This window comes from Arthrobacter sp. TJ-236 (assembly GCF_058269235.1).
Genome location: NZ_JBZCNI010000001.1, coordinates 136924 through 152888 on the forward strand (window position 1 = coordinate 136924; position 15965 = coordinate 152888).

The 15965-nt window shown below is 70.7% G+C and carries 13 protein-coding genes; 11 read left to right on the top strand and 2 right to left on the bottom strand.

The annotated features are described in order from the left end of the window. Positions 1-85: 85 nt before the first annotated feature. Genes AC4D16_RS00550 through AC4D16_RS00560 form a run of 3 tightly spaced genes read left to right on the top strand, consistent with a single transcriptional unit; the run spans position 86 to position 2111 of the window. Entirely contained in the window at positions 86-970 is an 885-nt protein-coding gene (locus AC4D16_RS00550; RefSeq protein ID WP_490949379.1) for a DUF3710 domain-containing protein, read from the top strand. Between the two features lie 5 nt (positions 971-975). Continuing rightward, the gene (locus AC4D16_RS00555; RefSeq protein WP_490953577.1) at positions 976-1329 is read left to right on the top strand and encodes a hypothetical protein; all 354 of its coding nucleotides are present in this window, start codon (positions 976-978) and stop codon (positions 1327-1329) included. Further along, the gene (locus AC4D16_RS00560) at positions 1326-2111 is read left to right on the top strand and encodes a DUF3159 domain-containing protein (RefSeq protein ID WP_490949377.1); all 786 of its coding nucleotides are present in this window, start codon (positions 1326-1328) and stop codon (positions 2109-2111) included. Before AC4D16_RS00555 ends, AC4D16_RS00560 begins: the two co-directional genes overlap by 4 nt. Positions 2112-2160: 49 nt before the next feature. Here AC4D16_RS00560 and AC4D16_RS00565 read toward each other — a convergent pair whose 3' ends face one another. Both AC4D16_RS00565 and AC4D16_RS00570 read right to left on the bottom strand, forming a co-directional pair. Next, positions 2161-2835, bottom strand: coding sequence for a potassium channel family protein (locus AC4D16_RS00565; protein ID WP_490953578.1), 675 nt, complete (start codon positions 2833-2835; stop codon positions 2161-2163). Next, entirely contained in the window at positions 2832-3506 is a 675-nt protein-coding gene (locus AC4D16_RS00570; protein WP_490949375.1) for a potassium channel family protein, read from the bottom strand. The genes AC4D16_RS00565 and AC4D16_RS00570 overlap by 4 nt, the downstream gene beginning before the upstream one ends. 91 nt (positions 3507-3597) lie before the next feature. Between AC4D16_RS00570 and AC4D16_RS00575 the strand changes: the two genes are divergently transcribed. From AC4D16_RS00575 to obgE, 8 genes are all read left to right on the top strand, one after another. After that, positions 3598-5574: an APC family permease gene (locus AC4D16_RS00575; protein WP_490949374.1), complete on the top strand. Its 1977-nt coding sequence runs from the start codon at positions 3598-3600 to the stop codon at positions 5572-5574. A 9-nt stretch (positions 5575-5583) separates the two neighbouring features. Further along, positions 5584-7032, top strand: a complete 1449-nt coding sequence (locus AC4D16_RS00580) for a class I SAM-dependent RNA methyltransferase (protein WP_490953579.1) — start codon at positions 5584-5586, stop codon at positions 7030-7032. A gap of 163 nt (positions 7033-7195) precedes the next feature. After that, entirely contained in the window at positions 7196-9169 is a 1974-nt protein-coding gene (gene dxs / locus AC4D16_RS00585) for a 1-deoxy-D-xylulose-5-phosphate synthase (protein ID WP_490949372.1), read from the top strand. 15 nt (positions 9170-9184) lie between these two features. Further along, positions 9185-9310, top strand: a complete 126-nt coding sequence (locus AC4D16_RS00590; RefSeq protein WP_490953580.1) for a hypothetical protein — start codon at positions 9185-9187, stop codon at positions 9308-9310. Positions 9311-9646: 336 nt separating this feature from the next. Next, positions 9647-13282, top strand: coding sequence for an Rne/Rng family ribonuclease (locus AC4D16_RS00595; RefSeq protein ID WP_490953581.1), 3636 nt, complete (start codon positions 9647-9649; stop codon positions 13280-13282). Between the two features lie 358 nt (positions 13283-13640). Then, a complete protein-coding gene (gene rplU, locus AC4D16_RS00600) occupies positions 13641-13949 on the top strand; it encodes a 50S ribosomal protein L21 (RefSeq protein ID WP_490949369.1) in 309 nt (102 codons plus the stop codon). A 56-nt stretch (positions 13950-14005) separates the two neighbouring features. Next, the gene (gene rpmA, locus AC4D16_RS00605; protein ID WP_028280075.1) at positions 14006-14266 is read left to right on the top strand and encodes a 50S ribosomal protein L27; all 261 of its coding nucleotides are present in this window, start codon (positions 14006-14008) and stop codon (positions 14264-14266) included. A 114-nt stretch (positions 14267-14380) separates the two neighbouring features. Beyond that, the gene (obgE, locus tag AC4D16_RS00610) at positions 14381-15961 is read left to right on the top strand and encodes a GTPase ObgE (RefSeq protein WP_490949368.1); all 1581 of its coding nucleotides are present in this window, start codon (positions 14381-14383) and stop codon (positions 15959-15961) included. Positions 15962-15965: the final 4 nt, after the last annotated feature.

The following is a 15965-nucleotide window of genomic DNA, read 5'->3' on the forward strand; positions in this document are numbered from 1 at the left end:
CTCGAACCCCAGACCGCACCGCATCACCACACGTCACCACCGCAGTCCCACGAACCCTCTCACGTCATCAGGAAAGGAACCCGCCATGGCTTTCGGGCGCCTCAGGAAGAAGAAACAGGACGACGCCGCTCCGGCCGGCGAGTCGGCACAGCAGCACGACGCCGAGCCCACCACGGAGACGGGGGTCACGGCGTCCACCGCCACTCCCGAGGTGACGGATCCCGCGCCGACGGGCTCCGAGGCATCGGACTCCGCGCCGACGGATCCAGCGCCGACCGACTCTGCGCCGACGGGCGATGACGCACCGGCTGTCGCCCCCCAGGCCGGCCACGTCGCGACGGCCGACTACGACCGCGCCGCACTCGGACCGTTCGACGCCTCCGAGCAGGACACTGCGAGCGGTTACATCGACCTCGGTGCACTGCGCATCAACGCCGCCGAAGGCCTCCAACTCCGCCTCGAGGTCGAGGAGCGCAGCAAGCGCGTCATCGCCGTCACCCTCGACCTCGGCGGCTCCACCCTGCAGCTCCAGGCCTTCGCGGCACCCAGGACCGAAGGACTGTGGGACGAGATCCGGGAGCAGATCGGCGTGTCGGTAGGGTCCCAGGGCGGCACGGTGCAGGAGCGCCCGGGGCGCCTCGGCACGGAACTGGTCGCGACGCTGCCCGCCCAGACGCCGGACGGCCAGGCAGGCGTGCGCGTCGCGCGGTTCGTCGGTATCAACGGGCCCCGGTGGTTCCTCCGAGGTGTGTTCGGCGGACCGGCAGCCATCGAGCCGCACGCAGCCGCGGCCATCGAGCAGCTCTTCCGCAGCGTCGTCGTGGTCCGTGGTGACCACCCGTTGCCCCCACGGGAACTGCTGCAGCTCAAGCTCCCCAAGGACGCCGCTGCAAGTCCGCCGCCGCTGACGCCCGAGCGCCCGGACCTCAACCCGCTGCAGCGCGGCCCCGAGATCACCGAGACCCGCTGACGCACGTGCCCGTCTCGCCGAACTCGCCGTCGTCGCGCGCCATCCGCCCCCCGGGGAGTGACGCGGACGCCGCGGGGGTGGAGCTGCCCCAGCGGGGGAGGATCACCGTGCAGGGGGTGGTCGAGCGGGTCACCCTGGCTCCGGCGCTCAGTGCTCCGACGTTCACGGTCCTCCTGCGGATCATCCGACGGGCCGTCCGCCATGACGTGCGCGTCGTCTGGATGGGCCAGCGCCGGGTCCCGGGCATCGAGGCCGGCGTGGCCGTCAGGATCGAGGGCATGCTGACCCGCGTGGACGGCATCCCCACCGTGTACAACCCCCGCTACGAGATCATCGGCCGGCCCGAGGAGTATTCATGAGTGACACCGACAGGCCCGCCGAGGGCGACGCGCAGCGGCAGGCACCTGCGGGTGGGTCCGGACAGGATCACGAGGCGCACCAGGGCCCGACGGCGGCGGAACTCGCGTCCCAGTACGCCGCCCGATCCGGCGTGCAGCGCTCGGAGTCCGGGCAGATCGACGTCCTCTCGTCCATCGGCGGTGTGCAGGGTCTCGCGGAGAGCATCGCGCCCGGCCTGGTGTTCACCGTCCTCTTCACATTCACGTCCGAGCTGTCCGTCTCCCTGATCGCGGCCCTGGCCGTGGCCGCGGTCTTCACGGTGATCAGGCTCGTCTCCCGCACTCCCGTGACACAGGCCCTCGCGGGCCTCGTGGGCGTGGCGTTCTGCGCCTTCGTGGCGCAGCGGACCGGCAACGCCGAGGACTTCTTCCTGCCCGGCTTCTACATCAACGGCGCGTACATCGTGGCCATGGCGGCGTCGGTGGTCTTCCGCTGGCCCTTCGCCGGGCTCATCTTCGGCTTCATCCGCAACGAGGGCATCGAATGGCGGAAGGACCCCGGCCGCGTACGCGCCTACGCCCTCGCGACGTGGATCATCGTCGGGGTGCTCGCCCTGCGGCTCGTGGTGCAGGTCCCTCTGTACCTCGCGGAGAACGTCGCGGCGCTGGGGTCCACGCGGGTGGCCATGGGCCTGCCGCTCTACGCGCTCGGCCTGTGGCTCGCCTGGGTGGTGTCGCGTCCGCGGATCTTGCCCACGGACGGCGCCGGGGAGAAGGCCTCGGCCACGCCGCCGTCGTCCTGACGCCCGCCACTGCGGCACCGGACCCCTCGCGGACGCTGCGCCGGCCGTCCTAGGAGTCGTCCTCCATGCGCGCCGAGAGCGCCACCCGCAGGGCGTCCTCCGCGGCGATCGCCGCGAGGAAGAACACCTCGTCGCCGCCCTCGACCACGTCGTCCGGGCTCGGCGTCATCGGTGACTCGTCGCGCAGGATGGCGACGACGGCGCAGTCCGAGGGCAGCTCTATCGATCCGATCGTGCCGCCCACCAGCGGTGAGTCCTGCGGGACCGTGAACTCGACGATCGACGCAGCCCCGGTCTGCAGGGTCAGCAGGCGCACGAGGTCGCCGATCTCCACCGCCTCCTCGACGAGCGCCGTCATGAGGCGGGGCGTGTTGACGGCGACGTCGACGCCCCAGGAGTCGTCGAACATCCAGTCGTTCTTCGGATTGTTGACGCGACCGACCGTGCGGCCCACCCCGAACTCGCTCTTCGCGAGCAGGGACACCACCAGGTTGACCTTGTCGTCACCGGTCGCCGAGACCACCACGTCGGCCTCGTCGAGCCGCGCGTCCTTCAGCGTCGTCAGCTCGCAGGCGTCGCCGATGAGCCACTTCGCGCCCTTGAGCCCGCTCCGGCCGATGACCTCGGGCTTCTCGTCGATGAGCAGGATCTCGTGCTTGTTGCCGAGGAGCTCACGGGCGATGGACGAGCCGACACTGCCGGCACCTGCGATGACAACCCTCACGGGGCCTCCTCCTTCGGTGGTGCGGCGAGGATGCGGCCGATCTCGTCGGTCGCCGTCGTCCTCATCATGGCGTGCAGGATGTCGCCCTGCTGATAGCTCGTCTCGGAGGTAGGCAGCATGCCCTCGCCGAACCGTGTGATGTAGGCGATCCGCACCCCGCTGGCCGCCTCGATGCTCCGCAGCGACCGGCCGAGCCACCCGTCCCCGAGGGCGAGCTCCGCGAGGATCAGGCGCCCCGAGGTCTCCCGGAAGTCACCGTTGATGGTCTGCTCCGGGAGGATTCGACGCAGCACCTGGTCTGCGCTCCACCGCACGGCCGCGACCGTGGGGATACCGAGTCGCTGGTAGATCTCCGCGCGCCCCGGGTCGTAGATGCGGGCCACCACGTGGGGTACGTGGAAGGTCTCCCGCGCCACCCGTGTGGCGAGGATGTTCGAGTTGTCGCCGCTGGAGACGGCGGCGAACGCGTAGGCCTGCTCGATCTCGGCGTACTTGAGGGTCTCCCGGTCGAAACCGACACCGGTGACCCGCCGCCCCCCGAAGGAGGAGCGCAGCCGGCGGAAGGCGCGGTCGTCCTGGTCGATGATCGCCACGGAGTGGCCGGACTCGTCGAGCGTGTGGGCGAGGCTGACGCCTACCCGGCCGCAGCCCATGATCACGAAATGAGCCACCGGGTGCACCTCGGGTTCCTGTGTCGAGCGGACGATTCCAGCCCCAAGCCTAGTGGCTGGGCGCAGGCACGGACGCAGTAGTCTATGGGGCGTGCTGACTTTTCTCGAGGCCGTCAAGCGGGTGCTGGTCGGCAAGCCGTTCGCCAGTGACCGGCTGAGGAACAGGACTCTCCCCAAGCGCCTCGCCATGCCGGTGTTCTCGGCGAGCGCCCTCTCCTCCGTGGCCTACGCGCCCGACGAGATCCTCCTGACGCTCGCGCTCGCGGGCGTCGCATCGGTCGCCGTCTCGCCCTGGGTGGGTCTGGCCGTGATCGCCGTGCTGCTCGTCGTCATCGCCTCCTACCGGCAGGCCGTGCACGCCTACCCCTCCGGCGGAGGGGACTACGAGATCGCCAAGCGGAACCTCGGCCCCCGCGCCGGCACAACGGTCGCCTCGGCGCTCATGATCGACTACCTGCTCACCGTGGCGGTGTCGGTCTCGGCCGCCGCGCAGTACCTGGTCTCGATCGCGCCCGCTCTCGAATCCGGCCGCGTGGTGCTGGCGGTGGTCGGCGTCGCCCTCCTGGTCCTGCTGAACCTCCGCGGGATCACCCGCGGGGTGCGTGCGCGCGCGGTGATCACCTACGCGTTCCTCGCGGGCATTCTCATCCTCTGTGCCACGGGTACCGCGCAGGTCCTCTCGGGGTCGCTCGAGGAGGCACCGAGTGCGCGGTTCGAGATCCTCCCGGACGCCGCGCTCGACGCCGGCCTGGTGGGCCTGGCCGGCGCGCTGCTGATCCTCCGGGCGTTCTCCGCGGGGGCGGCCGCCCTGACCGGGCTCGAGGGCCCGGGAGCGAACGTGCCGCGCTTCGAGGCGCCGCGGAGCCGCAACGCCGCCACCACGCTCCTGGTCCTCGGCCTCGTCTCCTCCGTGATGCTCGCGGGCGTCCTCTTCCTCGCCGACGCCGCGCGGGTGCACGTGGTGCAGGACCCGTCCTCCCAACTGCTGCTCGACGGCGGTCCGGTCCCGGCCGACTACATCCAGGCACCCGTGGTGAGCCAGCTGGCGAGGACGGTGTTCGGGTCCGACTCGCCCCTCCTGTTCGTCGTGGTGGCGGCCACCGCCCTCGTCCTGATGCTCGCCGGCCACGCCGCGTTCAACGCCTTCCCGGTGCTGGCCTCGATCCTCGCCACGGACGGCTACCTGCCACGCCAGCTGCGCACGCGCGGCGACCGCCTGACGTTCAGCAACGGCATCATCGCGCTGGGACTGGGCGCCGTCGTCCTCATCCTGGTCTTCCAGGCCGACGTCACCGCGCTGGTGCAGCTCTACATCGTGGGCGTGTTCGTGTCCTTCACCGCCGGCCAGCTCGGACTCATCCGGCACTGGACGCGGACGCTGCGCAGCACCGTGGGGACGCAGGAGCGCTGGCGCATGCAGAAGTCCCGGGCCATCAACACGCTCGGGTTCGTCCTCACCGCCGCGGTGCTCGTCGTCGTGCTGGTCACGAAGTTCGAGTACGGCGCGTGGATCGCCGTCCTCGCGATGGCCGTCCTCTTCGCACTGATGCGGAGCATTAAGAAGCACTACGACGCCGTCGCGGAGGAACTCGCCATCGACGACGCCGTCAAGCTGCGTGCCCTCCCGTCCCGCGTGCACGCCGTGATCCTGGTCTCGCACGTCCGGAAACCCGTGCTCAGGGCACTCGCGTTCGCGCGCGCGTCCCGCCCGTCCCGGCTGGACGCCATCACGGTGGACGTCGATCCGGAGCAGACGCGCCGCACGCTCGCCGACTGGGAGAAGTACGAGATCCCGGTACCCATCACCGTCCTCGCGTCGCCCTACCGCGACACCATCTCGCCGATCCTCGACTACATCAGGACCATGCGCCGTGACGCTCCGAGGGACCTGATCGTCGTCTACATCCCCGAGTACGTGGTGGGTCGGTGGTGGGAGCAACTGGTGCACAACCAGACGGCGCTGCGCATCAAGGCGCGGCTCCACTTCGTCCCCGGCGTCATGGTGGCCAGCGTCCCGTGGCAGCTCGCGTCCTCGGACGCCACCCGCACCTACCAGGACCTCAACTAGGAACACCCCATGCATCAGAACAGCGCGAACGCCCCGACGGGCACCACCCCTCCCGACACCACCTCCGGCACGTCCGCGTCCACCCCAGGTACCTCCGGTCCCGGCACGCCCGGTCCCGGCACGCCCGGTCCGGCGGGTGACCCCGCCGGCGGAGTCACCGGCACGAAGGCGGTCCTCACCGTCGAGCGGCCCGCCCACGGCGGCCACTTCGTCGCCCGGCACGAGGGCGTGGTCGTCTTCGTACGGCACGCCCTACCCGGAGAGGTTGTCCGTGTCCGGTTCACGGAGACGGATGACGCCGCGAGCTTCTGGCGCGCCGATGTGATCGAGGTGCTCGAGGACTCCCCCCACCGCGTCGCGCACCCCTGGACGCCGGCCGACGCCCTCGGAGCCGCAGCACGCGGCCGCGCGCCCGTGGGTGGAGCGGAGTTCGGCCACATCGCGCTCGACGAGCAGCGCCGGTTGAAGGGCGCCGTCTTCGAGGAACAGCTCGCGCGCCTCGCGTCCGTCGAACGGGGGGTCGTGGTCGAGGCCGCCGCCGGCGAGTCGAGTGACGGTCTCGGCTGGCGCACCAGGGCCTCGTTCGCCGTCGACGCCTCGGGGAAGCTCGCCATGCACGTGCACCGCTCCCACGACGTCGTGCCCGTCCGCGCCATGCCGCTGGCCGTCCCGGAGATCGACGCGCTCGCCCTCTGGACGCTGGAGCTCACCGGCATCGAGCGGCTGGAGGTCGCGGTCCCGTCCGGTGGGGGAGACCCCCTCGTGCTCCTGGTCCCGGCCGCCACGACCACACCGCGGCGGGTGGCGGCCGTCGCGTCGGCCATCAGCGGGGCGTCCGTGGCCGTCCTCGACCCCGAGTCCGGTCAGGTGCAGCGGCTGAAGGGCCGCACCTGGCTCCGGGAGACGGTGTTCGACGACGAGTACCGGGTGAGCGGAGCAGGGTTCTGGCAGATCCACCGCCGGGCGCCCGAGACGCTCGTCGCCGCGGTGCTCGACGGGCTGCAGCCTGCACCGGGGGAGCGGTTCGCGGACCTCTTCGCCGGCGCCGGCCTGTTCACCATGCCGCTGGCGCGCGCGGTGGGCCCGGACGGCTCGGTGCTGTCCGTCGAGGGTTCCCCGGGGACGAGCCGCGACGCGAAGCGCAATCTCCACGGCCAGGACCACGTGTCGATCGTTCAGGGACGCGTGGACGCCGTCCTCGGGGGCTGGGACGGCCCGCTCGACGTCGTCCTGCTCGACCCGCCGAGGGCCGGCGCGGGGAGGAAGGTCGTGCGGCAGATGGTCGATGCACGCCCGCGCGCCGTCGGGTACGTGTCCTGCGACCCGGCCTCGTTCGCCCGCGATCTCGGCTACTTCCTCGGCGCCGGATGGTCCCTGGACCACCTGCGCGTCCTGGACCTCTACCCGCACACGCATCACATGGAGTCCTTCGCGCGGCTCCTCCCGCCGTCCTCGTGACAGCGGCCACCGCATCGATCGGCAGCCCGGGGCAAGCCGATCCGGGGTGCGGCACCGAAGAGTCAATGGCACCCGTCACAGGGGCCGAACGTTAGAGTTGAAGACACCCAGGGGCGCTACGACGCCCCGCCGAAGACAGCGATCACCGAGCGAGGAGGTGCCGATGGGACTCCTGACGACGATCCACGGCCCACAGGACCTGAGCAAACTCACCGAGGCACAGCTGACAGCGCTGGCGCGGGAGATCCGCGACTTCCTGGTCAGCAACGTCTCGCGCACCGGCGGCCATCTCGGACCGAACCTCGGTGTCGTGGAACTCACCCTCGGCATCCACCGCGTCTTCGACTCGCCCCGGGACAGCATCATCTTCGACACGGGTCACCAGTCCTACGTCCACAAGCTGGTCACCGGACGCCAGGACTTCGACACGCTACGCCAGCAGGGAGGCCTCTCCGGCTACCCGTCACGCGCCGAATCCGTGCACGACGTCGTCGAGAGCTCCCATGCCTCCTCCTCGCTCTCGTGGGCGGACGGCATCTCCCGCGCCCGGGTGCTCAGCGGCGAGGGGGATCGCTACACCGTGGTCCTCGTGGGTGACGGCGCACTCACGGGTGGCATGGCCTGGGAGGCGATCAACAACATCGCGGCGGACAAGCGCCGCCGGGTGGTCATCGTCGTCAACGACAACGGGCGCTCCTACGCGCCGACCATCGGCGGCGTAGCCGACTACCTCGCCTCCCTGCGGCCCACCCTCGACACCGTCCGCACCCACCGCGTGTACGAGCGGACGCTCGACTGGGTCAAGAACCGCATGCAGAACGGCGGCACTGTGGGCGAGTTCAGCTACAAGAGCCTCCACGCCATGAAGAAGGGCATCAAGGACTGGTGGGCGCCGCAGGGGCTCTTCGAGGACCTCGGCATGAAGTACGTCGGGCCGGTGGACGGTCATGACCAGTCCGCCGTCGAGCAGGCACTGCACCTCGCCAAGAAGTACGAGGGTCCCGTGATCGTGCACGCGATCACCGAGAAGGGCCACGGATACGCGCCCGCCAGGGCCCACGACGCCGACCAGTTCCACGCCGTGGGGATCATCGATCCGGAGACCGGCCAGCCCGTGGGCGCCGCCGGAGCGCAGTCCTGGACCTCCGTCTTCGCCTCCGAGATCGCCGACATCGCCGACGAACGCCCCGACATCGTGGGCATCACCGGCGCCATGCTGATCCCCGTGGGTCTGCACACCTTCGCCGAGCGTCACCCCGACAGGGTGTTCGACGTCGGCATCGCGGAACAGCACGCCGTCACCAGCGCGGCCGGCATGGCCTTCGGCGGACTGCACCCGGTGATCGCCCTCTACGCCACGTTCCTCAACCGGGCGTTCGACCAGCTCCTCATGGACGTCGCGCTCCACAAGGCCGGGGTGACCATCGTCCTCGACCGCTCCGGCGTCACCGGGCCCGACGGCGCGAGCCACCACGGCATGTGGGACCTCGCCATGTTGCAGGCCATCCCGGGCCTGCACCTCGCGGCCCCCCGCGACGCCTCCCGCCTCCGTGAGGAGCTCCGGGAGGCCGTCGCCGTGTCCGACGCGCCGAGCGTGGTCCGCTACTCGAAGGGCACCGTGGGTGCGGAGGTCGAAGCCGTCGAGCGGCTGCACGACGGCGTGGACGTCCTCTCACGCCGACCGTCCGGGTCGCGCCGGAACGACGTCCTGATCGTCAGCGTGGGGGCCATGAGCGAACTCGCGCTCGACGTCTCCAACAGGCTGGGCGCCCAGGGCATCAGCTCCACCGTGATCGACCCGCGGTGGGTGCTGCCGGTCCGCCGCTCGGTGATCGACCTCGCCGCCGACCACCGCATCGTGATCGTGATCGAGGACGGCGTCCGAGCCGGCGGTGTCGGGTCGCGGATCCGCCAGGAGATGCGGTCGGCAGGGGTGGACACCGCGCTCAACGAGGTGGGGCTCCCGGTGGAGTTCCTCGACCACGGCACACGCAATCAGGTGCTGGCCCGGGTGGGCCTCACCGCGCAGAAGATCACCCACGACGTCGTGGCGCAGGTCCTCGGCACGAAGGTGCCGGTGGCGAGGCCCCTCGCAGAGGACAACGCACCCGTGACGGGCCAGCTGCCCGAGCGCTGACCGACAACCCGGGCGATGCGCCCGGTGCTCGCCGTCGTCCGGGTCCTGCCGATGCGTCCCACGGGCGCTCGAGCCGACCTCCCGACGACGGCCGCCCTGCGCGCGGACCGCGGGTTCCGGGCCCGCCGCAGCACGGTGTGAGACAATGACGAAGGCTGGTGAGGGATCCACATTCCCCCGCCGGTCCAGTGACAGGCTTCCGTTCCGCGAGCGATGCTTCCGTCCTGACGAGTCCGCCCATGGAGGCGGACGCCAGGGGGAATCCGCCCGGGGGACACACCGTCGATACCGGCGGAGGACAAGGAAAAGCGCCACTGGTCTCCGAGTGATCACGCACCCCAGAGTCGGTGCGACGCCGGACGACAAGACAACGACTTCCGGTCGGCCGCCGGGCGAGAGGCCCGCGGCAGACCGACATACCGCCCCGGAGGGCGCTGGGATGTGGCCGGTGCCGCCGGGGGCTTGGAGCACAGTCCGATGGACCAGTCAGATCAGCAGGGAACAGAAGAGACCACCGCCGCGGTGTCGGAGACGCGGCAGCGCGAGACGGCGCAGGGGGAGCAGCAACCCGTCACCGGGTCCACCGACCCGGGTGACACGGGCGGGGACGCAGCCGCCGAGGCGGTCAAGGCCCCGGTCAGGGCGCCGAGGAAGCGACGCACCGCGAGTGCACCCGCCGGCGCGCCGCCCGCGGCACCCGTCGCGGCAGCACACGTTACCCCGGCGTCGGCATCCGACGTGACCACGCCCTCGGAGGACTCGGACCTCCCCGCCGCGCCGACCACTGAAGCCGCCGCGCCGACGGCGGACGTCCAGGACACCCCGCCCGTGCGGAAGAGGGCAACCCGCAGCCGCAAGCCTGCCGTCGCCGCCGAAACGACCGCGACGACGGACCTCCCGGCGGCCGACGCCCCGGCGCAGGCGGCTCCCGACCGCGCCGCAGCTGCCCTCTCCGATCCCTCCGGAACGAGCGACGGTGCGGCGACGGTGCCCGCCGTCCGGGCAACCCGCACCCGCCGTCGCGCTGCGACCGCAGAAGCCGGTCCCTCTGCCCCCGTCGAGGTGACAGCCCAGCCGGATACGCTCTCCGGGACCACCACCGCCGACGGTGATGCCACGCCGACGATCGCGACCGCGACCGTCATCGAGCCGCCGGTACGCGCCACGCGCACCCGCCGCCGCGCCGCGACGGCCGAAGCAGGCCCCGCCGACGCCGCGCCACCCGTCGCAGCGGACACCGCGCCCACGGGCGGTCCGGACGCCGCTCGGGGCAGTGCTACGGCACCCGACGCCGCACCCGACGCCGGGACGAACACGCCCGATTCGGACAGTGCTCCGAACGAGAAGCCTGCTCGCACGCGTCGCACCGCGACCGGGCGCAGCCGGAGCCGTCGTGCGTCCGAACCGGATCAGGGCGACCAGGACGCCGCACCGGCATCGGCGTCGCCGAGGCCCGAGGTGACCCCGACGGCAGGCACGGTTCCCGCCGGCGACGTCGAACAGGACACCGACGAGGACGACGCCGCGGACACGGCTTCCGGCGAGAGCGCCGGGACCACCACCGAGAACCGCTTCGATCCGTTCGCCGTCCCCGAATCGCCCCTCTCACTCCTGTTCCATGCTCCGGATCTCACCACCGTCGCCGTTCCCTCGGTGAAGGTGACACCCCCGAGCGACGAGGAGCAGGAGGACGACGACAGTTCCGACGAGTCCGGTCGCCGTTCCCGCCGGAGCCGCCGCGGCAGGAGCCGCTCGCGCGGCGACGCCGGGCAGCTGAGCTCGGGCGAGTCCACCGACTCCGCCGAGGAGCAGGGGGACGACGCCGATCGTGCGGACTCCTCCGGGCCCGAGGACGGACGGGGCGTGACCTCCCGCCGCCGTCGTCGTCGCCGTCGTGGTGACCAGGACCTCGAACTGACCGGCGGCGAGGACGACGACCCGCCCAACACCGTGACCCGTGTCCGCGCGCCGCGGCAGTCCAGTGAGGCGCCGCCGTCGGACCGCGTGACCAGCGTCCGCGGATCCACCCGCCTCGAGGCGAAGAAGCAGCGTCGGCGGGAGTCCCGCGACACCGGGCGTCGCCGCCAGGTCATCACCGAGGCGGAGTTCCTCGCGCGCCGGGAATCGGTCGACCGCCAGATGATCGTGCGCCAGCGCGATGACAGGATCCAGATCGGTGTGCTCGAGGACGGCATCCTCGGCGAGCACTTCGTCTCACGCACCCAGCAGGACTCCCTGATCGGCAACGTCTACCTCGGCAAGGTGCAGAACGTCCTGCCGAGCATGGAGGCCGCGTTCGTGGACATCGGCCGCGGCCGCAACGCGGTGCTGTACGCCGGTGAGGTCAACTGGGACGCGGCAGGGCTCGACGGTCAGCCCCGTCGGATCGAGCTCGCCCTGAAGTCCGGCGATCCCGTGCTGGTCCAGGTCACCAAGGACCCCGTGGGCCACAAGGGTGCCCGGCTCACGAGCCAGATCTCCCTCCCCGGCCGGTACCTCGTCTACGTGCCCGGCGGTTCGATGACGGGTATCTCCCGCAAGCTGCCCGACGTCGAGCGCAATCGGCTGAAGCGCATCCTCAAGGACCGCCTGCCCGAGAACGCGGGAGTGATCGTCCGCACGGCGGCCGAGGGTGCCAGCGAGGAGGAGCTGACCCACGACATCAACCGTCTCCGTGCGCAGTGGGAGGAGATCGAGCGCAAGGCCGGCTCCACGAAGACCCTCGCGCCCGAGCTGCTGTACGGCGAGCCGGACCTCACCATCAAGGTGGTCCGCGACGTGTTCAACGAGGACTTCTCCAAGCTCGTCGTCTCCGGCGAGGAGGCCTGGGACACGATCGAGGCCTACGTCATGTACGTGGCGCCGGATCTCGTCGGCAGGCTCGAGAAGTGGACCAGCGATGAGGACATCTTCGCGGCATCACGGATCGACGAGCAGATCGCGAAGGCGCTCGAACGCAAGGTCTTCCTGCCCTCCGGCGGATCCCTCGTCATCGACCGCACCGAGGCCATGACCGTGGTGGACGTCAACACCGGTAAGTTCACCGGCAGCGGGGGAAATCTCGAGGAGACCGTCACGAAGAACAACCTCGAGGCCGCGGAGGAAGTGGTGCGGCAGCTCCGCCTCCGCGACATCGGCGGCATCATCGTGATCGACTTCATCGACATGGTGCTCGAGGCCAACCGGGATCTCGTGCTGCGCCGTCTCGTCGAGTGCCTGGGCCGTGACAGGACCAAGCACCAGGTGGCCGAGGTCACCTCGCTGGGCCTCGTCCAGATGACTCGCAAGCGCATGGGTACGGGCCTGCTCGAGGTCTTCGGCGAGGACTGCGAGCACTGTGCGGGCCGCGGCGTCGTGACGCACATGGAACCCGTGGAGCACCGCCACACGTCGACGGCGGACGTCCAGCAGCAGCCCCGCCAGGAGCGGCCGTCCCGCAGTGAGCGCAAGCGGAGCCGTGGGCGTGGGGGTCAGCAGGACGACTTCGCGCCGGCGCCCGTGGTTGCTCCCGCAGCGGAGAGCCCCGACCGCGCGGCGAAGGCCGAGGCCGCTCGTGCGGCCCTGGCGAGCATCGCCAGGGCGACGCACCACGCGCACGAGGAACCGAGCGAGGAGGAGGCCGCGGACGCCGACATCCAGGTGACCGAGGCAGTCCTCACCATCAACGGGGAGACGGTCACGCTGCCGCGTGCCGATCGCCGCGCGGACATCGTGGAGGAGGCCCCGGCCCCGGCCACCCGCCTCACCCTCGACAGCCTCAGTGAGGCCTTCAACCGGAGGACGACGGCGGGCGACACGCAGCAGCAGTCCACCGACGGGCCGACGACGGCGGGCTCACAGCCCGCCGGCGAGGCTCCGACGGCCGACGGCGCTCCTTCCGGCGAGGAGGCAGCTCCTGCCTCGAAGCCCGCGTCCCGGCGCCCTCGGCGTCGCGTGGCGCGCAGTGCGCAGGGAGCCGCCGACACCAGCATCGAGACGCAGGTGAGTGACGGGTCCGCCTCGGCTTCGGGGGGCAGCCGCCATGTGGCCGCCGCGCGTCCTGCGCCGATCCGGCAGGAGGCCGGCACCGAGCCGGTCATCTTCGGCGTCGGTGTGTCCGCGTCCGAGCTCTGACCGCTCCACCGACCGCTCGGGTGGCGCGTGCCACCAGGGCAGGACGGCGTCGGCCCTCGTGGCCGCCGTCCTGCCCGCGGGCGTGGCTCGGAGGGTGCAGGACGACGCGCGAGTGGTACCCGTGATTTGCGGGATGACGCCGTCCTGACGTAATCTTGACCCTCGGTGCAGTCGCCGGTAATGGGCTGTGTCCCGCTCCATGCAGCGGTGTCAGCCGCAGCAGGCGCATCGCCGCCGAGGAGCCCGAGGGCACGTGCATTGCAGGGCGTGGTCGGAATGCCGATCCTGAGGATCGCCGGCATGAGGCACCCGAGTTTTTCCATCAGAAGTCAAGATCGTCGAGAGAAGTGAGTTCCCCGTGGTGTACGCGATTGTCCGCGCAGGCGGCCGCCAAGAAAAGGTTTCCGTAGGAGACCTCGTTACCCTGGACCGCGTGACCGGTCAGGCCGGGAGCTCGTTCAAGCTTCCCGCGCTCCTCCTGGTGGACGGTGCGAACATCACCTCCGCCGCCGAGGACCTCGCGAAGGTCACCGTCACGGCCGAGATCGTGGAGAACCTCCGCGGGCCCAAGATCGTCATCCAGAAGTTCAAGAACAAGACCGGCTACAAGAAGCGCCAGGGTCACCGTTCGGAACTGACCCGAGTCAAAATCACAGGCATCGCGTAGTCCTTCCGGACTCCCGATCGGTCAAGCAGACACTTCAGCGAAGGCAGGTTTAACCCATGGCACACAAGAAGGGCGCAAGCTCAACTCGTAACGGCCGCGACTCGAACGCGCAGTACCTCGGCGTCAAGCGCTTCGGTGGCCAGGTCGTCAAGGCCGGCGAGATCATCGTCCGCCAGCGCGGCACCCACTTCCACCCGGGCGCCAACGTCGGCCGCGGCGGGGACGACACCCTGTTCGCACTCGAGGCAGGGGCCGTCGAATTCGGTACCCGCCGTGGACGCAAGGTCGTCAACATCGTCGGAGCCGCAGCGGAGTAATTCTCCGCACGGTACACCAGGCATTTCGGGTGGGGTGAGCCTCTACGGCTCGCCCCACCTTCTTTTAAGCCGCCTAGACTCGGCACAGTGAAGCATTTGTAGAAGGAGACCAGCGTGGCGAGCTTCGTTGACCGCGTCGTCCTGCACGTATCCGGGGGCACAGGTGGCCATGGCTGCGTGTCCGTCCACCGGGAGAAGTTCAAGCCCCTCGGTGGACCCGACGGCGGCAACGGCGGCGACGGCGGCGACGTCATCCTCCGGGTCGACCACCAGACCACCACGCTGCTGGACTACCACCACGCCCCGCACCGCCATGCCACCAACGGTGGCAACGGAATGGGCGACTGGCGCGGCGGCAAGAGCGGGGAGACCCTGATCCTGTCGGTCCCCGACGGCACCGTCGTGAAGACCAAGGACGGCGAGGTGCTCGCCGATCTCGTGGGCGAGGGCACCGAGTTCGTCGCGGCTGCCGGAGGCCAGGGCGGTCTCGGGAACGCCGCGCTGTCGTCCCAAAAGCGCAAGGCCCCCGGCTTCGCGCTGCTCGGGATCCCCGGCGACGAGCGGGACGTCGTCCTGGAGCTCAAGTCGATCGCCGACATCGCGCTCGTCGGATACCCGTCGGCGGGCAAGTCGAGTCTCATCGCGGCGATGTCCGCGGCTCGCCCCAAGATCGCGGACTACCCCTTCACCACGCTCGTGCCGAACCTGGGCGTCGTCGAGGCCGGGTCCACGCGGTTCACCATCGCGGATGTCCCCGGGCTCATCGAGGGTGCCAGCGAGGGCAAGGGCCTTGGGCACCACTTCCTGCGGCACGTGGAGCGCTGCGCGGCGCTCGTGCACGTGCTCGACTGCGCGGCGCTGGAGACGGACCGCGACCCGCTGAACGATCTCGCCGTCATCGAACGCGAACTCGAGAAGTACGCCGTCGACATGAGCTATGCGGGTCCCGACGGCGACGTCGTGCCCCTCAACGAGCGGCCGCGGCTGATCGCGCTCAACAAGGTGGACGTGCCCGACGGCAAGGACATGGCCGGCTTCGTGCGGCCGGAGCTCGAGGCACGCGGCTACCGCGTCTTCGAGGTGTCGGCGTCCAGCCACGAGGGGCTCCGTCAGCTCGGCTTCGCGATGGCGGAGATCGTCGAGGAGGCACGCAGGGTCGTCGCTACGACGCCGCCCCGGGTCGAGCCGCCCGTGCTCCGTCCGCGTGGCGTCAATGCGGTCTCGTTCCGGATCCGCCACGAGGAGAAGGACGCCCTTCCGCTGTACCGCGTCCTCGGTGAGAAGCCCGAGCGCTGGGTCAAGCAGACCGACTTCACCAACGACGAGGCCGTGGGCTACCTCGCGGACCGGCTCGCGAAGATCGGTGTCGAGGAGGAGCTGTTCAAGACCGGCGCCAAGCCCGGCGACACCGTGGTGATCGGTGAGGGCGACGGCGTCGTCTTCGACTGGGAGCCCACCATGATGGGCGGAGCCGAGCTGCTCGCCGGACCGCGCGGTACCGACCTGCGCCTCGCGGAGTGGGTCCGTCCCACCCGTGAGCAGAAGCGTGAGGAGTACCAGGAGCGCAAGGACGCGAAGGCTGCGGCCAGGGCGGACCTCGAGGCCGACCGCAAGGCCGGTGTCTGGACCGAATCGGTGACGAACCGCCAGCAGCCTGCATCCCAGCAGGAGGCTGACGCCGAGTCCCAGGGCTAGGCGG